Here is a 23,300-nt window from a genome sequence, read left to right as displayed (position 1 = left end):
TCGATGCTCATAACAAAAAAACTGCCGAAGCAGGTTAATCATTAGGGCTTAGGTTGCTAATTAGACTTTTAGCTTTATCGCAGTATTCTTCAATATTTGGTATTTCCTTATACTTCGGGTCATCTGCTTTTAACTTACAGCCCATGCTAGCTTCGCCTTGGGAATAAGCCAAAGCAACCATGTTATCAACTAAACGCTTACAAGTACGTATGTTGCCATGTTTTTCAAACGCACCACATAGAAGTGCTTTCTGTCGATTAATACTTGCCGCCATATCTGGCACTACATCATCTTCTGTAATTTCAGGCCGTTCATTAGCGCCAACACTCGCAATGCTGACAAATGAGCTAAACGAAGCTAGACCTAAAAGCAATACCACCAATCCCTTTTTCATACATCACCATATTTAAGTTAAGTACGTAAATTCTAGGATAGATGCAGAGTTCAGGCAATAAAAACCGCTGAATTAGGCCAGCTAGACTTGTCATTTTTAAAGCATAAGAAAATATGATATTTTGCGCCCTACCAAAACACTAAAATATTAATTATTCTCTGAGACTTCTAATGAAAAAACTTTTACTTCTCCTACTAATCCCTATGCCACTTTTTGCTCAAAATTACCTTTGGGATGGGAATTCTGTGCATGAATATAGTCAAGCAAGGGAGCGTCTAATGAATGACACTCTGTTAGATGCTAACGATGTTGTTAAATCGGGTATGTACTCGGGCTATATTGCGGGAACATTTGACCTTGGTTCAGGCATTCTTTTCTGCCCACCACGTAGTGTTACTTTGAACCAAGCTATGGATGTTGCGGCCAAGCACCTAAAGAATTCACCTGAAGCTCGTAACAAGCAAGCAAGTCATCAGGTAGTGGATTCATTTATTAGTGCATGGCCATGCCCGAAGAAATAAGGTCTGTGGGTGAGGCCCCTCTACTTAGGCAATAAAAAACCCACCGAAGTGGGTTTAGCTGTTAATACATTAGTCAATATTGTAAATTCTATCTTTGCTGATAATGTTTACTATATGGTGACATGAGTCCATTGATAACTTCCTAGGCTCCCATTTAGCGATATCCGCTTGAGATAAGCCTTCTGCACTCCACGGGATTATACCAGTGTACCCACAGCCAACCTTTGATAGCACATCAATGAATTTTTTTTGGATGGTATCATAGATCCTTACTTCACCAATACTGGTCATGCCAGACACCCACAACGAACCACCACCTATAGTTTGTAAGTTATCACATACTATATATTCATGCTTCAGTAACAAGCACTTATAAACATTACGAGCTACGCCACCAGCCTGATAATCATCAAGAATAGCCACGCCCCTAATTTGCTTGCCTGTCTTTATCGCTGAACCATCAAAAAAAAGTGAAGTCATTATAAGCAACACGCCCAATTAAAGTATCATCTTCTTCCGCGTGCATTCCTAACTCAAGCAGCTCACCAATGATATGTTCATCAGAAAATCGGTGACTTCTCAAAAACTCAGCATGGTCTGCATAAAAACCTTCAGTAGTACAACCTAATGCGACAATTTTAGAGTAATAATGAAACTCGCTGCCAGTAAGAGCGTATTCCGTGATTTTTAGTAAATCGCCCTCAACAGTAAGATAATGGAAAGACTCTATCTCATCTTCTCTTTCACATTCTGGCTTTCTATTCAGATCCTTTGAGTAACTACTGGTAAAGTTTGGAGCCATTCCATTCTCACTATCTTATTAATGGACAGACAACTTCTGATAATTTGACATGTAACCAAGAATTGAAGATTTAATTTTTTCAATCACATCAGTTATGCTTTGATTTAGTTCTGGATATTGCGTGCTAGGGTCAACGACTATATTAATCTTTTTTTGGCGATATGATAACTCAGCAAAAGGAACAATTTCATATTCATCGCTTTTGTTATCATTTTCGATAGTAACAATAAACAACTGTCTATTCGGATCCTTTCTCATACTAAGGCGACGAACAGAGAAAAACTTTTCAGTATTATCATCAAAAAATGTATTAACAAGTTCTGTTGCATGGCTAATTGTTTGTACAGATCTGGTATGTTCAGTTCTCATATAGCCCCCTTGTTAGTTTAGATTAATGACATTTTGACGGGTAATTAAGCAATATGCTTAAGATAGCTGCGATCATATTAAAGTGTTTAAGCTAACTTAACAACCCCAGTTGTATGTCATATAGACATTTATAAGCGTTTATAAGAGTCTATAAGCGTCTTGAACATGGTGGTTCAGCTTTCGCTCTATTTTTATGGATCAATTCTAAAGCTTTTGACTCCATCAGTTGAATATCATTAAATACGGCCGCTTTATTTTTGATGTTAAGCAAATCCATAACCTGAAATGGCAAGAGGATAAGCATCAATGATTCATCCTTAAATCATTGATGCTTTATGTTCAGCTATTCCATTAGCAGTAGTTCTTAGCCTTTTTTGAAACTAGGCTTGCCATTTTTAGCCCGCCATTCTTTGACTGTTTTTAAAATTCCGACTGGAGAATCATCGGCTCCATCCTCTGGGTAGTAAATAAGATCACTTCCGCTTGGATGCTCTGTTACTTTTTCAAAGTGAGTCACAAACTTAATTTGTTCTTCCTCACTTGCTGTATCTGCATTACAAATAATTGTTAATAACTTTAAAAATTCAGATTCTGTATAATCAGTAATATTATTTTTTAGTTCCATTCTTATTTACCTCTATGGATATCAATATGTCTTTTCGGGGTCGTAACTCTTAAATTGTCCATGTTATAGACTTCTCCCCCTTCACTAATTGGGTTGTCATGGTGCAACTCATGTACCTTTCTACCACCAACTTGATCTTTTTTCCTAGCAAAAGGCGAGTATCCTTTAGAAACAAGAGTTTTATTATTCTTACTAAGGTTTTTAATCAATTCTGGAAATTTTGATATCTCATCCCAGATGGCCTTCCTGAACTCATCAAAACTGTTGAATTTATTACCTCGTAATTTATTAGCTACTTGCTCAGGAATAGGAGCACCATTTTCTTTACTAGCATCATTAAGCCATTTATCGCTAACTTTTTTGCCTTTTCCTGTAGCAGTGCCAGGCTTTTTACGCTTCTCTTCTTTTTCTTTTTTATCCTTCGCTTTCTTTTCTTTAGCTTCGGCTTTTTTCTTTTTCTCTAAAGCTATGCCCAGCTTTCTCTCTGCTTCTTTAATTGCTTTTTCAGCGTCTAAAAGTCGCTCTTTTGCTAATGTGAAACGCTCTACAATAGACTCATAAATTTCCGGATCATCAATTAGAACTTCAGGTTCGCTACCATCATCAGTCTCATATCCATATACGCTAGCAATACTCAAAATGTTAATAACATAATCTTCAGGATTACGATTGAGTAAATATGACAATGCTTTTTGATTATCAATTTTTTCAATATATTCAATACCAAATACGCTAGAAATTACCTGACTTGACTGTTTAATTTGTAAAGGATTTTTACTCACATCAGTTAAAGCACCGCCTTCCGGAGAGCTTTTAGTTTTATCGAGTTCTCTTTTTGCTGTCTGAGTGTCTGAGCATCTACATCTGCTTGTGATAACTCGCTACTTGCTTGCTTCCAATCTAATTCTGCAGCTTCAGCTGGATATAAAGCACGCCAATCTCGGTTAGCTTCTCAATCAGTTGTTTTCTTGTGCAGTCGTTGGATTCTTCGATATTGAAATATAAATCGGCGCATGGTCGCCACCAAAATCAACAATCCCCTGATATGTCTCAGACGTTACACTCGGAATAACCGATTCTGGCTTAACATTGTCATAAGACGGTGTTTTAAACGATGCACTCGGCTTTTTATCCGTCATTTCAATCTGTAATGCCGGTTTACCTGGTGCAATTTCAACAGAATAAATGCGGGTTAACATGGCCAGAAAGATCAGCACCTTCATTTCATGAACAACGTTCTTTATCGGAAAGACTCTATCGAGAACAAGGTATCAATATTCAGAAACTTCTTGGCCATAAGTCACAGAAAATGACCGATAAATATCATGATGACCGAGGAAAAAATTGGCAGGTTTTAGCTATAAAATAACGATTGTTTTGTAGCCTGTTTTGCAGAAGAGTTTTGCAGGGGTTTTGCAGAAGAATTTTTCTAGGCAAAATAAAACGGGAACTATTAAGCTCCCGTTATTAATCACACCACGTAATAAATTACATGTGTTTAATGATAGCGTCACCGAACTCGCTACATTTCAGTAATTTAGCACCTTCTAATTGACGTTCGAAGTCATAGGTTACAGTCTTAGCTTCGATTGCGCCTTCCATACCTTTAACGATTAGGTCAGCCGCTTCAGTCCAACCCATATGGCGCAGCATCATCTCAGCAGAAAGGATGATAGAGCCTGGGTTAACTTTATCTTGGCCTGCATATTTAGGTGCAGTACCGTGCGTTGCTTCAAATAATGCGCATTCAGAACCAATATTCGCACCTGGTGCAATACCGATACCACCGACTTGTGCTGCTAATGCATCAGAAATGTAGTCACCATTTAGGTTCATACACGCGATAACATCATATTCAGCTGGGCGCAGCAGGATTTGTTGTAAGAAAGCATCTGCAATAACATCTTTAACAATGATATCTTTGCCTGTTTTAGGGTTTTTAATTTTAACCCATGGGCCGCCATCTAATAATTCACCGCCGAATTCCTCTTGTGCTAATTGGTATCCCCAATCTTTAAATGCACCTTCAGTGAATTTCATAATGTTACCTTTATGAACTAAAGTCACTGAATCACGGCCGTTATCAATAGCATATTCAATTGCTGCACGAACTAAACGCTTTGTGCCTTCTTCTGAACAAGGTTTAATGCCAATACCACAGTCTTGTGGGAAGCGGATTTTAGTCACACCCATTTCATCTTTCAGGAATTTAATAACTTTGTCTGCTTCTGCACTACCCGCTTTCCACTCAATACCCGCATAGATATCTTCAGAGTTTTCACGGAAAATAACCATATCCGTCAATTCAGGTTGTTTAACTGGGCTTGGCGTGCCTTTGTAGTAGCGAACAGGACGTAAACAGATATACAGGTCAAGTTGTTGACGTAGTGCAACGTTCAAGGAACGAATACCACCACCAACAGGAGTTGTTAAAGGACCTTTAATTGAAACACGGTAATCACGGATTAAATCGAGGGTTTCTTCTGGTAACCAAACATCTTTACCATAAATTTGTGTAGATTTTTCACCGGTGTAAACTTCCATCCAAGAAATTTTGCGCTCACCGTTGTAGGCTTTTTTAACTGCCGCATCAACCACTTTTAACATTGCTGGTGTAACATCGATACCAATGCCGTCACCTTCGATATAAGGGATAATTGGGTTGTTCGGAACGTTTAGCTTGCCTTTTGCATCAATGGTAATTTTAGCGCCTTCTGCCGGAACTACTACTTTGCTTTCCATTAACCTCTCCTTTCACTTGCGTATTTTGCTTGTTAATTTTTTGTAAGAGACGTGTCAATACTACTTCAATCTGCGTCGAACGCCAATGATTACTCATCTAAGCTTCAATGCCGATCGCATTTAACGTACTGTTTTATCTTGTAAGTTAATCGAATAACTATTTATAAACACTGTTAAATCAATAAATTAATTTAAGCATTCCATTATTAGAAATAAATCAAACCACGATGAAAAGTTGTCAACGACGCATTTGAGCGAATGACTTAACTTTTGTTAAAATATTTTCCTAACAACAAATAATACTAGCAAGTTAACTCAAATTAAAAATACGTTCCGCTCACACTATCGTCATCCAAATAAACTCATATGTACTTATTTTTAAATGAAAAATTGTTTTTATTGATTTAAATGCTTTTAAAGTTGTTAATTAAATATTACATCGCCATGAAAAATACGTTCTAGGATCAAACCGCTAAATCTCCTACACTAGATAGGATAAACCGCCATAAATTAAAACTAATAAATTCTCATTGAATGACCATGAACAGACCGAACAAAAAATCAGTTCCGAAAAAAAATCGTTACTCGCCAACCTCTACTGCGTTAAAGCATAGAACTAAGCGGATTTCGGTTAGTTCGCAAACATCAACTAAAATCATTTTATTTAACAAACCCTTTGATGTTTTACCTCAATTTACTGATGAACAAGGCCGCGATACATTAAAAAAATATATTCCAATCACCGACGTATACGCAGCAGGACGTCTTGATAGGGACAGTGAAGGTCTATTAATTTTAACTAATGATGGAAAACTACAGGCTCGTTTAACGCAACCACAGAAAAAAACAGGAAAAATATACTATGCTCAAGTAGAGGGTATTCCCAGCGAAGATGCATTGCTAAAATTTCGGCGAGGGTTAACATTAAATGATGGTCCAACGCTCCCCGCAGAGATCGAATTAGTTGATGAACCAGAATGGCTATGGCAAAGAAACCCGCCTATACGGGAACGTAAAAATATCCCGACCAGTTGGTTAAAAATCACCTTATATGAAGGACGTAATCGGCAAGTCCGTCGTATGACGGCAAATATAGGTTTTCCAACACTTAGGCTAATTCGCTATCAGATTGGTGAATTTAATTTGGGAAATCTTTCAGTTGGCGAATGGAAGGAGATAACTGTTGTTTAAACCTAATGTGACTGTAGCAACTGTTGTGCATGCTCAAGGCAAATTTTTAGTCGTGGAAGAGTGGATAAATGACAAACCCACTTGGAATCAACCCGCTGGGCACTTAGAAGCTGGTGAGACGATTTTGCAAGCCGCCGAACGTGAATTACTAGAAGAAACTGGAATCAAAGCCACACCAACACAATTAATTAAAATTCACCAATGGATTGCCCCAGATAAAACCCAGTTTATCCGCTTTTTGTTCGCCGTAGAACTTGAATCCATTTGTGAAACACAGCCACAAGACAGTGATATTAGCGAATGCCACTGGCTGACCGCCAAAGAAATTTTAGATAGCAACTGCCTGCGTTCACCATTAGTGGCTGAAAGTTTACGCTGTTTTCTCACAGGAAAACATTATCCTCTCGACATCTTAACAGCTTACGGCGATCATTATCGCTAAGCACTAAACTTCTGCTTGGTGAAGATTTCACCAAGCAATAATATTCCCCTCTAACTCTGGTGTAATGCGGGAACAACATGCTAAAGTATGGGGCTTGATTTTTCCGCAGTGAGATATTTCCATGTCAAATAATAGTACCATGTCAGATAACAGCCAAAAAAAAGTCATCGTCGGTATGTCCGGTGGTGTTGACTCCTCTGTATCCGCTTACTTGCTACAGCAACAAGGGTATCAGGTTGCTGGTCTGTTTATGAAGAATTGGGAAGAAGATGACGACACAGAATATTGCTCAGCTGCGGCTGACCTTGCCGATGCGCAAGCCGTGTGTGACAAACTGGGTATTGAACTTCATACCATTAATTTCGCTGCTGAATATTGGGACAATGTCTTCGAACATTTTTTAACTGAATATAAAGCTGGTCGCACACCAAACCCAGATATTCTCTGCAACAAAGAAATCAAATTTAAAGCTTTCTTAGAATTTGCTGCTGAAGATTTAGGCGCAGATTACATTGCCACTGGTCATTATGTGCGTCGCCGTGATATCGATGGTAAAAGCCAATTATTACGTGGCTTAGATGGCAACAAAGACCAAAGTTATTTTTTATATACCCTGAGTCACGAGCAAGTCGCTAAAAGCCTTTTTCCAGTTGGTGAGCTCGAAAAACCTGAAGTACGCCGTATTGCCGAAGAAATTGGCTTAGTTACTGCGAAAAAAAAGGACTCCACAGGGATTTGTTTCATTGGTGAGCGTAAGTTTCGCGACTTTTTAGGCCGCTACTTACCTGCTCAACCCGGCCCTATCGTCACTGTCGATGGCGAAACAATTGGTCAACATGAAGGTTTGATGTACCACACCTTAGGTCAGCGTAAAGGTTTAGGTATCGGTGGTACAAAAGAGGGCTCTGAAGAACCTTGGTATGTTGTCGATAAAGACGTTGAAAATAATATTCTTATCGTTGCTCAAGGCCATGAACACCCTAGGTTAATGTCTGTTGGGTTAATTGCTCAGCAATTACATTGGGTTGACCGTAAAACAATGACTGAACCACTACGTTGTGTAGTAAAAACACGTTATCGTCAAGCGGATATCCCTTGTACGATAACCCCATTAAGTGATGATCGCATTGAAGTTACATTTGACTACCCAGTCGCGGCTGTCACTCCAGGTCAATCCGCCGTATTTTATATCGATGAAGTCTGTCTCGGTGGCGGTATTATTGAAGCCCGTATTCAGGAGTAAATGTGGCAAAAAACTATTACGACATTACGCTTGCTTTAGCGGGTATCTGCCAAGCAAGCGCGATGGTTCAAAAACTCGCACATGAAGGTGTTTGTCTCGAGAAAGACACTGAAACCATGGTCAATTGCCTCACCAATATGAATCCAAAATCAACTTTGGATGTATTTGGTAATGATGCCGAAAATTTAAAGACCGGTCTCAATGCCATGTTAGGCATGTTAACAGGCGGTAATAGTGGTTTATCCGCTGAAATGACACGTTATATGTTAAGTATTATGGTACTTGAGCGCCGTCTTAATAAAAATCAAGAAGCGATGAACCAACTTGGTCAACGTATTGAACAATTTGAGCGCCAAGCTGACTATTTTGAACCGCTCTCTGAAGGTGTGTTTAACGCACTTGCGGGTATTTACGTCGACGTAGTCAGCCCTGCAGGACCTCGAATTCAAGTCACTGGTTCCCCAGACATTCTCAAAAATACACTCGTTCAAGCAAAAGTTAGAGCCACTTTGCTCGCAGGTATTCGCTGCGCAGTGCTTTGGCAACAAGTTGGTGGAAGTCGTATCCAACTCATGTTCTCTCGCAATCGTCTGGCTAATCAGGCGAAAGATATTTTGTCTCACCTTTAAATCTGGAGTTGCTACCAATGGAATTATCCTCACTGACCGCTGTATCCCCGATTGACGGCCGTTACGGTGATAAAGTCAGCGCTTTACGCACTATTTTTAGTGAGTTTGGTTTACTGAAATTTCGCGTACAAGTTGAAGTTCGCTGGCTACAAAAACTGGCTGCAACCGCTCAAATCAAAGAAGTTCCTTCATTTGACGCTGACGCAATCGCTTACTTAGATGAAATTGTCGCGAACTTCTGTGAAAAAGACGCAATGCGTATCAAAGAAATTGAACGCACAACCAACCATGATGTGAAAGCTGTAGAATATTTCCTAAAAGAAAAAGTAGCCAACATCCCTGCTCTTCATGCAGTTTCTGAATTTATCCACTTCGCTTGTACTTCAGAAGATATTAATAACCTTTCGCACGCATTAATGCTGAAAACTGCTCGCGAAGAAGTATTACTGCCACAATGGCGTCAAATTATTGATAAAATCAAAACAATGGCTCATGAGTACCGCAATTTGCCGTTGCTATCGCGTACTCACGGCCAACCTGCAACGCCTTCCACCATTGGTAAAGAGTTTGCCAACGTTGCTTATCGTTTGGAACGCCAATTCCGTCAGCTGCAACAAGTTGAAATTTTAGGTAAAATCAATGGCGCAGTTGGTAACTATAATGCACACATGGTCGCTTACCCTGAAGTTAACTGGCACGAATTTAGCGAAACCTTCGTTACGTCTTTAGGCATCCAATGGAACCCATTCACCACGCAAATTGAACCTCATGATTATATTGCTGAGTTATTTGATTGTGTCGCTCGTTTTAACACTATCGTGTTAGATTTCGACCGTGATATTTGGGGCTATATCGCATTAAATCACTTCAAACAAAAAACAATCGCTGGTGAAATTGGTTCTTCTACCATGCCACACAAAGTGAACCCGATTGATTTTGAAAACTCTGAAGGTAACTTAGGGTTAGCAAATGCCGTCTTAGGTCATTTAGCGAGCAAGCTCCCTGTTTCTCGCTGGCAGCGTGACTTAACGGACTCGACTGTATTACGTAATCTCGGTGTCGGCCTAGGTTATGCATTGATTGCTTATCAATCAACCATGAAAGGCTTAAACAAATTAGAAGTTAATGAACAGCATTTACTGGATGAATTAGACCAAAACTGGGAAGTGCTAGCTGAGCCTATTCAAACTGTAATGCGCCGTTATGGCATTGAAAAACCATATGAAAAACTCAAAGAATTGACCCGTGGCAAACGCGTTACCGCTGAAGGGATGAAACAATTTATTGATGGTTTAGATTTGCCAGAACACGAAAAAGTGCGTTTAAAAGAAATGACACCGGCTAACTATATCGGTTACGCTGTCACTTTTATTGACGAACTAAAATAGTCTCAATATTTTCAAAATGGGCGGCTTCTAAGTCGCCCTTTTTAATTATCATTCTGAATTCCCCGTTCTATTCCTTATGCTAAATTATCTAGAGATAAATATAGATAAAATATTTTTCCGGTTCGTTTGATTTATATTTACTTAATCTCTTGTCGTTATTCAGAACTCTTTTTACCATAGCGTAACTAGTGCTACTATTTGAATCAGTTGTAGCTATCTCTTTTCAATATGAGGGTTTCCGATGCGTATTCTTATTGTCGAAGACAATGCGTTACTTCGCCACCATTTAACCGTACAGCTTAAAGATCTGGGTCATCAGGTTGACTCCGCTGAAGACGCAAAAGAAGCTGACTATTTTTTACACGAAAGTTGTCCAGATATCGCGGTAGTCGATTTGGGCTTACCTGATGAAGACGGGCTTTCCATGATAAAACGCTGGCGTGGTGAGCACGTCAATATTCCACTTTTAGTATTGACGGCTCGGGAGAGTTGGCAAGAAAAAGTACAAGCGCTAAACAGTGGTGCAGATGACTACGTGACGAAACCTTTCCAGCTAGAAGAGCTGGTCGCCCGTATGCAAGCTTTAATGCGCAGAAATAGCGGTCTTGCTTCACAAGTTCTCGAATTAGGTAATTTCGTTATTGACCTCTCACGTAAAGAATTTACAGTTAATGGTGAAACCGTCAAATTAACGGCTTTTGAATACACCATTATTGAAACACTGCTCCGCAATAATGGAAAAGTGGTTAGCAAAGACTCGTTAATGCGCCAGCTTTATCCAGATGCCGAACTTAGAGAAAGTCATACTATCGATGTTTTAATGGGCCGATTACGCAAAAAAATTCAACAATTCCATAGTGATGATGTAATTGTTACTGTACGCGGCCAGGGTTATCGTTTTGATGTGAATGGCTAATATGTGGCTAAGTAAATTTAAGTTCAACCCCCTTTCGCTACGAGCACGTTTTCTTTGTGCAACATCAGCGGTGATTTTGGCTCTCACCTTATCCTACGGTATTGTTGCAATTTTGGGGTATTTAATTAGTTTCGATAAAACGACTTACACCTTATTACGTAGCCAAAGTAACTTAATTTATAGCCTAGCCCAATGGCAAAATAATAAAATTGACATCCGAGTCCCACCAAATTTTACTTTGAATAACCCAACTTTGGTTATTATTTATGATGAACAAGGACTTGTGCTATGGCGTCAACGTGATGTGCCTAGCGTTGAACGGCTGATCCGTAATGATTGGCTAAAAAAAGAGGGCTTATATGAAATTGATACGGATATCCGTGAAACCCGCCAACTACTAGACGATAACCCCGAATTCAATACCAAGTTAGATGACATGGATAACGATGACGAACCGCTGACTCATTCCGTGTCCGTCAACCAATATGCAGCAAGTGAAAACCTGCCCCCGCTCACCATCGTCGTTGTAGATACTCTACCACAGGACTTACAAAATACCGGGTTAGTTTGGGAATGGTTTGGCTATGTGTTGCTGGCAAATTTAATCTTAGTCATCCCATTATTATGGCTAGCCGCCTACTGGAGTCTACGGCCAATCAAATCATTAGTATCACAACTCAGTAGCCTAGAAAAAGGTGAACGGGATACACTGGACGAGAACCCACCGTATGAACTTCGCGGCCTAGTACGCAACCTTAATATTTTGCTAACAAATGAGCGAAAACGCTACAGCAAATATCGCACCACACTTTCTGATTTAACACACAGTTTAAAGACACCTTTAGCTGTTTTACAGTCGACATTGCGGCTACTTCGTTCAGGCAAACAAATGAACATTGAACAAGCAGAGCCTATCATGCTTGAACAAATTGGCCGTATTTCTCAACAGGTGGGTTATTATTTACACCGCGCATCAACGCAAGGTGATGAAAACATGATGCTACGTGAAATTTCATCTGTCCCATCAATACTAGATAGCCTTGCAAGTGCCCTACATAAAGTTTATCAGCACAAAGGTGTTTCTATAACGGTTAATGTTTCTCCTGAAACAACATGGCTGGGTCAACCCAATGATTTTATGGAAGTGATGGGTAATATCATGGAAAATGCGTGTAAGTATTGCCTTGAATTTGTTGAAGTTAGTGCTGTTGTAGGTGCTGATAGCTTAACATTAGTTGTCGATGATGACGGCCCAGGGGTGCCTGAAAGCAAACGTAGTTTGATCTTCGTTCGAGGGCAACGCGCAGACACCCTTCGCCCAGGTCAAGGTTTAGGCTTATCTATTGCAGTGGATATTATCGACCAATATGACGGGGAAATCATAATTAGTGACAGCCCTCTTGGCGGAGCGCGTTTATCCGTCACATTTAGGCAGCAATCTATGATTGAAGATAGTTAATCTGTGATATGTGTCCGTTTACCCCCTATTTTACAAACCATTTCCGGTATACTATTTGTGAAGTGTTTTATGAAAAGTAATTTAGGGTAACTGATTGGTTTACTCTCAAGATAAACCTTTACTATATGTTTCTCATAAAGTTTATTTAACATCATACCATTACACATATAGGTCATTTTGTAGTATTGAGACCGGGTATATTGCAATAAACTGATTAGCTATATTTAGCAGCTCCAAGGGACAATAAGATGGATTACAAACTAAATCTCGACTGGCAAAGTTTCCTCGACAGTCACTGGCAGAAGCGCCCACTGCTTATCAAAAAAGGGTTTGCAAATTTTATTGACCCTATCTCGCCTGACGAACTTGCAGGTTTGGCGATGGAAGATGAGGTTGATAGCCGTTTAGTTAGCCATAAAGAAGGGATTTGGCAAGTTGGCCATGGCCCATTTGAAAGCTATGACCATCTCGGTGAAGAAAATTGGTCTATTTTAGTTCAGGCTGTTGACCATTGGCATCACCCAAGCTCTGCGTTGATGAAACCATTCCGTGTACTTTCAGACTGGCGAATGGACGATTTAATGATCTCCTACTCGGTCCCCGGCGGTGGTGTAGGTCCTCACCTCGACCAATACGATGTATTTATTATTCAAGGTGAAGGCCGCCGTCGTTGGCGCGTGGGCGAAAAAATCCCAATGAAACAACATTGCCCGCACCCTGACTTACTGCAAGTACAACCTTTCGATGCCATCATCGACGAAGAAATGGAACCCGGCGATATTTTGTACATTCCACCTGGGTTCCCACATGAAGGCTACGCCATTGAACCTTCATTAAATTACTCGGTTGGCTTTCGTGCACCAAATACTCGTGAATTAATCAGTAGCTTTGCCGATCACTTAATTTCTAACGATTTAGGCAGCTACCGCTATAGTGACCCTGATTTATCATTCCGTGATAACCCCGCGGAGATCTTGCAAGGTGAACAAATTAAGCTGCGTGAGATGATGGAATCACTCATTAATGACCCTGAGCTCTTTCGCAAATGGTTAGGTGAGTTTATCTCCCAATCACGCCACGAGTTAGACATTGCGCCACCTGAACCGCCTTATGAGCAAGAAGAAATCTATGATTTGCTAAAAACTCAGCAAGAAACATTATACAAATTAAATGGTCTCAGAGCATTACGCGTTGGCGACCAATTTTTTGTTAATGGTGAATGCTTGGAAACTGAGTGTTATGAGGCCGCTGATAGTTTATGCCGCTATGATGCCGTTAATAGCGAAAATTTAGCTGATGCCATTGATGATGTTAATTTCATCGCACTGCTTACTGCGCTCGTTAATAATGGTTATTGGTATTTTGATGATTAATCGGTACTGATAATATTAAATTTATATTTGTGAAAAAGGCCCATTCATTATGGGTCTTTTATTAAAAATAATATTATTAGTATGATATGGCAGCACCCTCCTGACCATCAATTGAAAACCGCTGACTACAATTAACACATCATTATTAATAACTAAATTATTTATTTTAATATATATTATATCCCGCTAGCACCTACTCGCAATATGTCCCCTTCTTGCCCGTAAGCACGCAAAGATAAAGCACATTATTTGATTCAATTTTAAACTGTTTTGACTTCACCGTCGCCAGTCACGCACAGCGTTAATTGTCCCTTTTAAAGATGATAACAACATGAACATAGAAACTCTTTTGGCTTTATCATTGTTTTCCTTTGTGACATCCATAACTCCAGGCCCAAATAATATTATGTTACTTGCTTCAGGTATTAATTTTGGATTTAGAAAAACATTACCTCATTCATTTGGAGTATCAATTGGTTTTCTTATTATGTTAGTGGCAGTAGGGCTCGGTGTAGGTGCATTGATTCAATCATCCCCTATGGTTTATTCGATATTAAAATATTTTGGAATTATTTATTTGTTCTGGCTTGCATGGAAAACCACTATTAGCCATTCAATTGCACAGACAAATAACCAAGAAATTAAACCACTAACCTTCTTAGAAGCGGCGTTATTTCAATGGATAAATCCTAAAGCCTGGATGATGGCAGTCTCTGGAATGGCGATGTATACCAATACAATTTCACCTTATTTATCAATGTTGCAAGTCGCTGTCATATTTGCAGCCATCAATTGGCCATGTGTTGCTATCTGGGCTATGTTTGGTAGTAAATTAAGAGAAAGGCTAAAACAACCTAAGATATTAAAGCGCTTTAATTTAGTCATGGGAGTTTTACTGGCACTTAGTGGTATTTCTGTATTATTTCAATAACAACAGTAAGAGTGCTGACAAACATATTATGTTTAGCGGCAAGTCGAATAGGTTTTGAAAATAAATTAGGAAAATCAATTTATTGATTTTCGGCTGATAACACAAAGTGGGAAAAACCACGCTTTTATCCCACTTTGTCAACAACCTCTCTTACTTCTCATAAAATATCACGATTGCCGTGCGTGAATGGCCGTTAGCTCCGCAATACGCATAATCACACTAACAGCCTGCTCCATACCTTCTTGTGTTATAAACTCATGTTTACTATGGAAATTATAACCACCTGTGAAAATATTTGGACATGGTAAACCGCGATGTGAAAGCTGTGCACCGTCGGTACCACCACGGACAGGTTGAATAACTGGTTCAATGCCACAATCAAGCATTGCTTGTTTCGCTAATTCAATAACATGTGGGTACTTCATGACCTCTTTATGCATGTTATAATAGGTATCATCAAGTGTCAGTTCGATATAACAGCTTGGGTGCAGCCCTTCGCCAACTTTTTCAGCAATTCGAATTATATTTTTCTTCCTAGCTTCAAAGCCTGCTAAGTCAAAATCACGAATAATATAATTCAACTCGGCCTTTTCAACTGTACCTTTTAACGATGTTAAATGATAAAACCCTTCATACCCTTCTGTATTTTCAGGTGTTTCATCAGGTGGTAACATCGAATGAATACGGTTCGCTAGCCCTAATGCATTAACCATCACCCCTTTGGCCGTACCAGGATGAGTGTTATTGCCAACAATTTTAATGGAAACATTGGCCGCATTAAAATTTTCATACTCTAATTCACCAACTCCACCACCATCGACGGTATAGGCCCACAATGCATCAAATTGTTTAAAATCAATATGGCGAGCCCCACGTCCTATCTCTTCATCAGGGGTAAATGCAAGACAGATTTTACCATGAGGAATATTCTTTTCCTTTAAACGTACGAGAGCTGTGATTATTTCTGCAATACCCGCTTTATCATCGGCACCCAGTAAAGTTTTACCATCTGTCATAATCAGCGTTTTACCAATCATTTCATGGAGTACCGGAAACATCACAGGGGATAGCACTTCATCACCAATACCTAACGCAATATCCCCTCCTCGATAATTTTCGAGGACTTGTGGACTCACATTTTTACCTGAAAAATCAGGCGCTGTGTCTAAATGTGAAATAAAACCAATAGTAGGAACATCCCAATCAACGTTTGACGGTAAATAAGCCATCACGCAACCTTGATCGCTTAGCGTTATTTTTTCAAAACCTAACTCATTCAGTTCATTAACTAATGCACGAGCGAACTTTAACTGTCCTGCACTGCTGGGTACTGTTTTTGCGTTTAGCTTTGATTGTGTATCGAAAGCGGTATATTCAAAAAACCGCTCTAAGAGTTTGTCCATACCCTTCCCCCTAAAATATCAATGCCTATATTATGGGAAAGATCACAGATTCAATTATTGTCTCAAATCAGCTTTCCTGTTAATGCTCACTATTTTTTATGATAAATCTTTAATGAAATTTATTTTTTAGCCTATTTTTTACCGGTTTACTATTACAGCAGCAATCACTACCTATAATAAATAAGGGTAATAATCAAATTGTATTAATTATTCGATTATTATTTATTTGTTACCTAAAAACACACCTTTTGGTTAAATATCATTCATCCACTACACTAATCATCAATCATTAAATTGAAATAGTATGCTATATATGATGCCTTATTATTTTATTTACTAGCTAATAATAAACAAAACAAAATTTTACTCGTTTATAGGAAAATTCATGTCAAAAACATGTTTAATTTATGGTGTTAGCAAAGGATTAGGTAAGGCATTAGTCGAAGGATTCCCTGAAAATACAGACCATATTTACGGTGTTTCTCGCTCAAAACCTCCTTTTGAGCAAACTAATTTTACGTGGATCCCTGCTGATTTAAATGACATTAATAGCGCGAATTCCATTAAGTCTGTTATTCAGAGTCAACCTATTCATACCTTAATTTATAATGTGGGTATATGGGAGAAACTCGCTTTTAGTGAAGAGTACCAATTTGAATCGACTGATGACATAGAGCTGCTGAATATGGTTCAGACTAATATCAGCGCCTGTTTATTGAACTTAAAAGCACTGTTACCCAATTTGCGTTTAGCGAAAAATAGCAAGATTATATTGATTGGTTCCACATGGGGTTTAGATAATCATAATGGCAAGGAAGTCACCTTTTCTGCTACCAAATATGCCATCAGGGGAATAGCTCAATCGTTAAGAGAAACATTACGGGAAGATAAAATAGCGATATCGGTTATAAATTTAGGTTATTTAGCAACTGAGTATCCACTCACTACCCCAGTTGACGAAGTCATTGAAAAAAGTCATGGGCAATTGATCCCATTACAAGACGTTGTCAATGCCGTACGCTTCATCGCCAATACGAGCAATGCAACCTGCGTCAAAGAGATTACGATGCCAGCCATGATGGATACAAACGTCTAACCTATAAGAGGAAACAATACGTTTCCCCTTATAATGTTATGTATTGAAAGCTTATTCCGCGGTATTTTTAACCTGTAACTCAGTAATAAGCTTATTGATATATTCAACAACGACTTTGCTGGCTAAACCATAGTGTTTTTCATCGAACTCACTTTCCACTTGGCTAGGCTCTAAATTCAGTTCGACCGTATGTGCCCCATGTAATTTAGCTTCATGAACAAAGCCTGCAGCAGGGTACACATGGCCAGAGGTTCCAATAGAGATAAAAATGGTCGCAGATTCAAGGGATTGATAAATATAATCCATTCCAATTGGCATTTCACCAAACCAAACAATATGGGGCCTCAGCGGCTGAGGGAATTGGCAACAATGACAGCGGTCATCGACCGATAAATCCCCTTTCCACTCCAATACTTGATTTGACCAATTACAGCGAACTTTTAATAGTTCACCATGCATATGGATAACCCGCTGGCTTCCCGCTCTTTCATGTAAATTGTCTATATTTTGTGTAATTAACAAAAAGCGGTCACCAAAAATCTCTTCAAGCTGTGCAAGTGCATAGTGAGCAGCATTAGGTTTAATATTTTCTTGCTGTAACTGCCGACGTCGCTCATTATAAAAACGTTGTACTAATTTAGGGTTACGTTCGAAACCTTCAGGCGTTGCCACATCTTCAACGCGATGCTCTTCCCATAAACCATCCGCAGAACGGAATGTTTGGATCCCAGATTCGGCTGAAATACCTGCTCCTGTTAAAACGACAATATTGACATTTTTCATATTACCCAATCTATTATCTATATAAAAAGACCGGTTACGAAGTCGCTGGCGGCGTATACATTTATTCTTACGAGCTTTTTTCAACCTATAACGAAATCGCAACATCAAAGCTTCCTTTCATCCATATAACCAATAAACTTATATCATGTTAAATATTAATTGTTTTTATCATGTCATTACGACACAAACTTATAAACGCTGATTGTTTGGAATTTTTAAAATAATCAAGCTCCAAGTATATACTTTATTGGCATACTAACTATTTCCTTACCAGCACTGATGACATTATCTAAATGTTAACATACTAAAACGCATCATCTTGCTGAATGCAAATAAAAATATCAAAGGCATCGATTTTGTCACTTTTTATTCATAAAAATGACACTAATATTTCATAAATTCGCCATAAAACGTTCGTAACTGTAAAACAATAAAAAAACCTTTCTCGTTCACTCTCCGTGCAGTTAAAATACGCCTCGCAGATTTTACTGTGTTGCTAATTCACCACTAAAAGGGGTTTCATGGAAAAGTTTTTTGAAAGAGCGATGTATGCTTCACGTTGGATTTTAGCGCCTATTTATTTTGGGCTTTCACTGACACTATTGGCTTTAACCATTAAGTTCTTTCAAGAGCTATACCATATTTTGCCAAATATCCTTTCAATTCCTGAAGCAGACTTAATTTTGACGCTATTATCATTGATTGATATGGCATTAGTCGGTGGGTTATTGGTGATGGTGATGTTTTCTGGTTATGAGAACTTTGTCTCCCAAATGGATATCCCTGACAGCAGTGAAAAACTAGGCTGGCTAGGTAAAATGGATGCTTCATCATTAAAAAATAAAGTCGCGGCTTCCATTGTTGCTATTTCCTCCATTCACCTATTAAAAATCTTCATGGACTTGAAAAGTGTCTCAAATGACAAGTTGATGTGGTATGTCGTTATCCATTTAACCTTTGTATTATCTGCATTCGTTATGGGTTATCTAGATAAAATGACAAAAAAATAACCAGTAGAATGTATGCTAAAAGTGCCTAATTTAAACATCTAGGCACTTACTTATTCGCTAACCTCATCTTTATCTCCCTCGTCTATTTTCTCTTTGTGTTACCATCATTATCCTGAAGGTTAGTACCAAGGAACTTTACATGAGCCAACATTTTGTCGGTAAATATGAAGCTGAAATTAAATTTCATTTACCGGACCCGGATACTTTTCTGCATAAAATAAAGGCCGACTTGGCTGAACCCTTTACGGAAAATAATACAGAAACAGATTATTTCTATGAAAACCCGCATTTACCACTGGCTAACAATGGCGTCAGTATGTGTGTACGTGAAATGGTGCCATCCGGCATAAAATTATGGATAGTCAAAGGACCTGGGGCTTCTGAATGCAAAGCCATTAATATTGATGACTGCCACCATGTACAAAACATGTTAACGACACTGGGATATCATTGCTACTTAACCACAACTAAAATAAGGAGCATTTATTTCCTGAATGACATCCACATTACAATTGACCACCTTAGTGGGATCGGCTGGTTTGCTGAATTTGCCATTATGACAGATGAGCAGGATTTACTTGAAGCTCTATATCAAAAATTGATGGCGACCGCCAAGCAATATGGATTTACAGAAGAAATGGTGGAAACTCGTAGTTATAAGCAGATGTTTTTAGCTGCGCAGTAATCATAGGAAGAACCAATAAGTTTTTAGAATCGTCTCCTAAAAACCATTGGCTCTCTAACCCTATAATAGCTATTGCCCGCTAAGAATACGTGCAGGGTCTAATTTGCTTGCCCTACGAGCAGGATACCAACTAGCTAGTAAGCTCAATACAATGGTTGTAATTAAAACATAAACCACATCCATGACATGCAATTCAGAAGGTAAAAAGTCAATAAAATAAACATCACCCGATAAAATTGGATGGCCAACAATAGCCTCTACCACCTTAATCATGGGTGTTAGATTTAATGATATGACGACCCCAAGCACAACGCCAATCAATGAACCAACAAGGCCACCCAACAAGCCATACCATAAGAAAATAGCACGAATTTGCCTATCTTTTGCCCCTAAGGTACGCAATACAGCGATATCACTACTTTTATCTTTAACTGCCATAACAAGGGTAGAAACAATATTAAAACACGCAACGCCAATCACCAATATCATAGCTAAGTACATGATACTTCTAACCATTTGAATATCATTATACATATAGCCATAATCGCCTATCCAACTTTTTACAACGACATGATGCATTGTTTTCAAGCCTGCATCATAAACGACTTGATCGGCAATAAATGGGTCTGTTGCTTTGATTTCAAACCCTGTCACACCATCCCCATAGTCGAGATATTCCTGTGCATCTGCGAGAGGAACGAGTGCTAACTGGTGATCGAGCAAACCACTAAGTTTAAAAATACCCGTCACCTGTACACGAATACGCTTAGGCTGTTGAATTTTCAAGCTAGCATCGGTATTTGGGATCATGATTGTGACCCAGTCCCCAACCTTCACATTCAATGCATCCGCCACACCTTGGCCTAAAATAATTGATTGTTTGCCTGCATCAAAATGTTGCCAAGCATCATTGAGAATGAACTGAGGTAACGCACTGACTTGTGGCTGAGTTTCTCGTGAAACCCCCATGACTTGAATTGCTTTTAAATTTGCACCACGTTCAAGTAACCCCGTAAAATTGATGTAAGGGCTAACACCTTCTACACCGGGCGTTTTACGGATAACTTGCTCAGCAAACTCCAAATTTTTATACGGTGGCTTAACAGCAAAAATTTGCCCATGGGGAACAACAGATAACACACGGTTATTTAATTCGCGTTCAAAGCCATTCATTGCGCTTAAACCGATAATTAGCACCGCGACCCCAAGAACAATCCCCAACGTTGAAACTATCGAGACTAACGAAACCATCCCTGTTCGGCGTCGACCACGGCTGAAACGCAGCGCCGTGACTAGTGAAAGAGGCAATTTAGACATTACCGAGCCCCCAAGGTAATTTCCTGTTGCAAATGCCCATCTCGCATTTCCAATTGGCGGGATAACCGCCGAGCCAGAGTCATATCATGGGTGACGACTAAAAATGCGGTCCGCTGTGTTCGGTTTAATTCACCCAACAACTCAAAAATGGCATCTGCATTACGTAAATCAAGGTTACCTGTCGGCTCATCTGCCAAAACCAGTGCTGGCTCATTCACTAACGCCCTTGCAATAGCAACACGCTGGCGTTCTCCCCCTGATAATTCAGAAGGCCGATGCCCTGCTCGGTGTGCTAACCCAACTGCCTCTAACATTTCAGTTGCTTTAGAAAACGCAGTTTCTTTCGCAATCCCCCCAATTAATAAAGGCATTGCCACATTTTCAAGGGCAGTAAAATCCGGTAAAAGGTGATGAAATTGATAAATAAAACCGAGATCTTTATTACGAATAGCAGCACGCTCATCTGAGGTTAATTGATTTATATGCTGCCCACGAAAGATAACATTCCCTTCTGAAGGGGTATCTAAGCCACCCAATAAATGCAATAAGGTACTTTTACCTGAACCAGAACTTCCCACGATGGCCATCATTTCCCCACGCCCCATGGAAAAACTGACATTTTTCAACACTTGCGTCGACAATGTCCCTTCTTGATATGTTTTGCTTAATTTTTCACAGACCAGAAGTGGTTGTTTATTCATAACGTAAAGCCTCAGCAGGTTGAACCGCTGCTGCACGCCAAGAAGGATAAAGCGTTGCCAGCAGAGAAATCAGCATTGCACTTAGTGCAATAATTAAAATACCAGAGTAATCAAGCACAATAGGTAAAGAGACGCCTTTGGGTAATAAACCGATCAGCGGCATAATGACATTCAGTTGACTAGAAAGTATCGTGCCTAATATCGTGCCAATGAGTGAGCCAATCACCCCCGCTCCAGCGCCTTGGATCATAAATATCATTAAAATACGCCAACGTTTGAGGCCTAGGGTTTTTAAAATAGCCACTTCACCTTGCTTTTCCATCACTAACAGTGATAGCGAGGTAATAATATTAAATGCCGCCACTGCAATAATTAAGCTAAGCAATAAGCCCATCATATTTTTTTCCATGCGAACGGCTTGGAAAAACTCCCCTTTGCGCTCCCGCCAGTCTTTCCATACTAAGCCATCTGGTAACGCTTGCTGACTTAGAACGTCAACTTGTAAAGGCTCATCTAAATATAAGCGCCACCCAGTAATGTGGCCTGCGGGATAACGAAGCATACGTGCGGCATCTTGTTGTGCCACGACCAGTTCACTCGTATCCGCTTCCCCATTTGTTTGGAAAATACCAGCCACAGTAAATAGGCGCTGGCTTGGAATGCGCCCCATCGGAGTTAACTGACTCACGCCTGGAATAATTAAGCGAACCTCATCACCACGTTTTACCCCGAGCGTTTCTGCAAGTTTATTCCCGAGAAAAACATTATAACTGCCTTCTTTGAGGTCATTGCGTTGCCCAACAACCAGTTTATCCAATAACAACGAAGATTCTTCGGGGTCGATTCCCCCCATAACGCCAACGCCAACATTGGTTCGGCTTTGTAATACCACATCAGATTGCACAATAGGTGCGATCTGGCTGACACCCTTTAAATGTTGTAGATCGGATATTGGATATTTTGCTGGGTCTATATTTCCAGAGGCAGAGGTTAAAATTGCCTGCGGCATATAAGCAAGTATGCTATCTTGTAACGATCGCTCGAACCCATTCATCACTGAGGTGACGGTTATCAATGCCGCAACCCCTAGTGTGATACCAATAGCAGATAAACTGGATACGAAACGCCCAAATTTATCCGCAGCACGCCCACGTAAATAGCGTAGGCCTATAAATAATGAGACAGATTGGTGCATGAAATCTATGATGCCCCTGTTGCCAAAGCGAAGTGTTCAGCGATAATAAAGGGTACGATTGATGAATGGAACCACCCGATGGTTT

At 39.6% G+C, this 23,300-nt stretch carries 26 protein-coding genes and 1 pseudogene; 14 read left to right on the top strand and 13 right to left on the bottom strand.

The genetic code is table 11. The features are described 5' to 3' along the window. Nucleotides 1–34: 34 nt before the first annotated feature. Complete coding sequence (locus FVA72_RS09745; protein WP_004253383.1) at nt 35–394, bottom strand: hypothetical protein; 360 nt, start codon at nt 392–394, stop codon at nt 35–37. A gap of 278 nt (nt 395–672) precedes the next feature. Here FVA72_RS09745 and FVA72_RS09740 point away from each other — a divergent pair, with 278 nt between their 5' ends. Beyond that, nucleotides 673–915, top strand: coding sequence for a Rap1a/Tai family immunity protein (locus FVA72_RS09740; protein ID WP_036957627.1), 243 nt, complete (start codon nt 673–675; stop codon nt 913–915). A gap of 69 nt (nt 916–984) precedes the next feature. Here the strand turns inward: FVA72_RS09740 and FVA72_RS09735 are convergent, their stop codons facing one another. From FVA72_RS09735 to FVA72_RS09710, 6 genes are all read right to left on the bottom strand, one after another. Continuing rightward, on the bottom strand, nt 985–1,395 hold the full coding sequence (locus FVA72_RS09735) for a hypothetical protein (RefSeq protein WP_110591821.1): 411 nt from the start codon (nt 1,393–1,395) through the stop codon (nt 985–987). Further along, nucleotides 1,376–1,717, bottom strand: coding sequence for a hypothetical protein (locus FVA72_RS09730; RefSeq protein WP_110591822.1), 342 nt, complete (start codon nt 1,715–1,717; stop codon nt 1,376–1,378). Before FVA72_RS09730 ends, FVA72_RS09735 begins: the two co-directional genes overlap by 20 nt. An 18-nt stretch (nt 1,718–1,735) precedes the next feature. After that, nucleotides 1,736–2,086, bottom strand: a complete 351-nt coding sequence (locus FVA72_RS09725) for a hypothetical protein (protein ID WP_004253374.1) — start codon at nt 2,084–2,086, stop codon at nt 1,736–1,738. A gap of 364 nt (nt 2,087–2,450) precedes the next feature. Continuing rightward, nucleotides 2,451–2,711, bottom strand: a complete 261-nt coding sequence (locus FVA72_RS09720; protein ID WP_094960452.1) for a bacteriocin immunity protein — start codon at nt 2,709–2,711, stop codon at nt 2,451–2,453. A gap of 2 nt (nt 2,712–2,713) precedes the next feature. Further along, entirely contained in the window at nt 2,714–3,493 is a 780-nt protein-coding gene (locus tag FVA72_RS09715; protein WP_110591823.1) for an HNH endonuclease signature motif containing protein, read from the bottom strand. 174 nt (nt 3,494–3,667) lie between these two features. Continuing rightward, nucleotides 3,668–3,850, bottom strand: coding sequence for a hypothetical protein (locus tag FVA72_RS09710; protein WP_243154762.1), 183 nt, complete (start codon nt 3,848–3,850; stop codon nt 3,668–3,670). 38 nt (nt 3,851–3,888) lie between these two features. Here FVA72_RS09710 and FVA72_RS21705 point away from each other — a divergent pair. Then, nucleotides 3,889–4,080 (top strand): annotated as a pseudogene (locus FVA72_RS21705) (integrase); the annotation flags it as partial. A gap of 119 nt (nt 4,081–4,199) precedes the next feature. Here the strand turns inward: FVA72_RS21705 and icd are convergent. Further along, nucleotides 4,200–5,453: an NADP-dependent isocitrate dehydrogenase gene (icd, locus tag FVA72_RS09700; protein ID WP_004253371.1), complete on the bottom strand. Its 1,254-nt coding sequence runs from the start codon at nt 5,451–5,453 to the stop codon at nt 4,200–4,202. A 540-nt stretch (nt 5,454–5,993) separates the two neighbouring features. Between icd and rluE the strand changes: the two genes are divergently transcribed. The 9 genes from rluE (at nt 5,994) to FVA72_RS09655 (ending at nt 15,025) form a co-directional block, all read left to right on the top strand. Further along, complete coding sequence (gene rluE / locus FVA72_RS09695) at nt 5,994–6,644, top strand: 23S rRNA pseudouridine(2457) synthase RluE (protein WP_110591825.1); 651 nt, start codon at nt 5,994–5,996, stop codon at nt 6,642–6,644. Beyond that, nucleotides 6,637–7,086, top strand: a complete 450-nt coding sequence (locus FVA72_RS09690) for an NUDIX hydrolase (protein WP_110591826.1) — start codon at nt 6,637–6,639, stop codon at nt 7,084–7,086. The genes rluE and FVA72_RS09690 overlap by 8 nt, the downstream gene beginning before the upstream one ends. 139 nt (nt 7,087–7,225) lie before the next feature. Further along, a complete protein-coding gene (mnmA, locus tag FVA72_RS09685; RefSeq protein WP_110592592.1) occupies nt 7,226–8,329 on the top strand; it encodes a tRNA 2-thiouridine(34) synthase MnmA in 1,104 nt (367 codons plus the stop codon). A 2-nt stretch (nt 8,330–8,331) separates the two neighbouring features. Beyond that, nucleotides 8,332–8,958: a high frequency lysogenization protein HflD gene (gene hflD, locus FVA72_RS09680; protein WP_004253359.1), complete on the top strand. Its 627-nt coding sequence runs from the start codon at nt 8,332–8,334 to the stop codon at nt 8,956–8,958. A gap of 17 nt (nt 8,959–8,975) precedes the next feature. Continuing rightward, nucleotides 8,976–10,346, top strand: a complete 1,371-nt coding sequence (gene purB, locus FVA72_RS09675) for an adenylosuccinate lyase (protein ID WP_110591827.1) — start codon at nt 8,976–8,978, stop codon at nt 10,344–10,346. A gap of 241 nt (nt 10,347–10,587) precedes the next feature. Beyond that, nucleotides 10,588–11,262, top strand: coding sequence for a two-component system response regulator PhoP (gene phoP, locus FVA72_RS09670; protein WP_004253350.1), 675 nt, complete (start codon nt 10,588–10,590; stop codon nt 11,260–11,262). A gap of 1 nt (nt 11,263) precedes the next feature. After that, nucleotides 11,264–12,721, top strand: a complete 1,458-nt coding sequence (phoQ, locus tag FVA72_RS09665) for a two-component system sensor histidine kinase PhoQ (protein WP_175427118.1) — start codon at nt 11,264–11,266, stop codon at nt 12,719–12,721. A 248-nt stretch (nt 12,722–12,969) separates the two neighbouring features. Next, the gene (locus tag FVA72_RS09660) at nt 12,970–14,094 is read left to right on the top strand and encodes a cupin domain-containing protein (RefSeq protein ID WP_004253337.1); all 1,125 of its coding nucleotides are present in this window, start codon (nt 12,970–12,972) and stop codon (nt 14,092–14,094) included. Nucleotides 14,095–14,425: 331 nt separating this feature from the next. Further along, nucleotides 14,426–15,025, top strand: coding sequence for a LysE family translocator (locus tag FVA72_RS09655; protein ID WP_110591829.1), 600 nt, complete (start codon nt 14,426–14,428; stop codon nt 15,023–15,025). Between the two features lie 167 nt (nt 15,026–15,192). Here the strand turns inward: FVA72_RS09655 and pepT are convergent, their stop codons facing one another. Next, nucleotides 15,193–16,428, bottom strand: a complete 1,236-nt coding sequence (pepT, locus tag FVA72_RS09650; protein ID WP_004253330.1) for a peptidase T — start codon at nt 16,426–16,428, stop codon at nt 15,193–15,195. 385 nt (nt 16,429–16,813) lie between these two features. On the opposite strand from pepT, the gene FVA72_RS09645 reads away from it, so the two are divergent. Beyond that, on the top strand, nt 16,814–17,524 hold the full coding sequence (locus FVA72_RS09645) for an SDR family oxidoreductase (protein ID WP_004253328.1): 711 nt from the start codon (nt 16,814–16,816) through the stop codon (nt 17,522–17,524). A gap of 51 nt (nt 17,525–17,575) precedes the next feature. On the opposite strand, the gene cobB is transcribed toward FVA72_RS09645, so the two are convergent. Then, nucleotides 17,576–18,409 carry a Sir2 family NAD+-dependent deacetylase gene (cobB, locus tag FVA72_RS09640; RefSeq protein ID WP_110592593.1) on the bottom strand — a complete coding sequence of 278 codons (834 nt, stop codon included), beginning with the start codon at nt 18,407–18,409 and terminating at the stop codon, nt 17,576–17,578. Nucleotides 18,410–18,828: 419 nt separating this feature from the next. Between cobB and FVA72_RS09635 the strand changes: the two genes are divergently transcribed. Beyond that, nucleotides 18,829–19,317: a TIGR00645 family protein gene (locus FVA72_RS09635; RefSeq protein ID WP_094960443.1), complete on the top strand. Its 489-nt coding sequence runs from the start codon at nt 18,829–18,831 to the stop codon at nt 19,315–19,317. Nucleotides 19,318–19,456: 139 nt separating this feature from the next. After that, nucleotides 19,457–20,002 (top strand): class IV adenylate cyclase, encoded by a 546-nt coding sequence (locus FVA72_RS09630; RefSeq protein ID WP_110591830.1) that lies wholly within the window; start codon nt 19,457–19,459, stop codon nt 20,000–20,002. A 69-nt stretch (nt 20,003–20,071) separates the two neighbouring features. Here FVA72_RS09630 and lolE read toward each other — a convergent pair whose 3' ends face one another. From lolE to lolC, 3 genes are read right to left on the bottom strand one after another with little or no spacing between them, the layout of a single operon-like run. Beyond that, nucleotides 20,072–21,319 (bottom strand): lipoprotein-releasing ABC transporter permease subunit LolE, encoded by a 1,248-nt coding sequence (gene lolE / locus FVA72_RS09625; protein ID WP_004253316.1) that lies wholly within the window; start codon nt 21,317–21,319, stop codon nt 20,072–20,074. Then, nucleotides 21,319–22,020, bottom strand: coding sequence for a lipoprotein-releasing ABC transporter ATP-binding protein LolD (lolD, locus tag FVA72_RS09620; protein WP_096863868.1), 702 nt, complete (start codon nt 22,018–22,020; stop codon nt 21,319–21,321). The genes lolE and lolD overlap by 1 nt, the downstream gene beginning before the upstream one ends. Then, on the bottom strand, nt 22,013–23,215 hold the full coding sequence (gene lolC / locus FVA72_RS09615; protein WP_004253308.1) for a lipoprotein-releasing ABC transporter permease subunit LolC: 1,203 nt from the start codon (nt 23,213–23,215) through the stop codon (nt 22,013–22,015). Before lolC ends, lolD begins: the two co-directional genes overlap by 8 nt. Nucleotides 23,216–23,300 lie beyond the last annotated feature (85 nt).

Source organism: Providencia sp. PROV061 (assembly GCF_011045655.1).
GTDB classification, from domain to species: Bacteria; Pseudomonadota; Gammaproteobacteria; order Enterobacterales; family Enterobacteriaceae; genus Providencia; species Providencia hangzhouensis.
The sequence above is the reverse complement of the archived record's forward strand: the minus strand, read 5'-3'. Positions and strand labels throughout refer to the sequence as shown.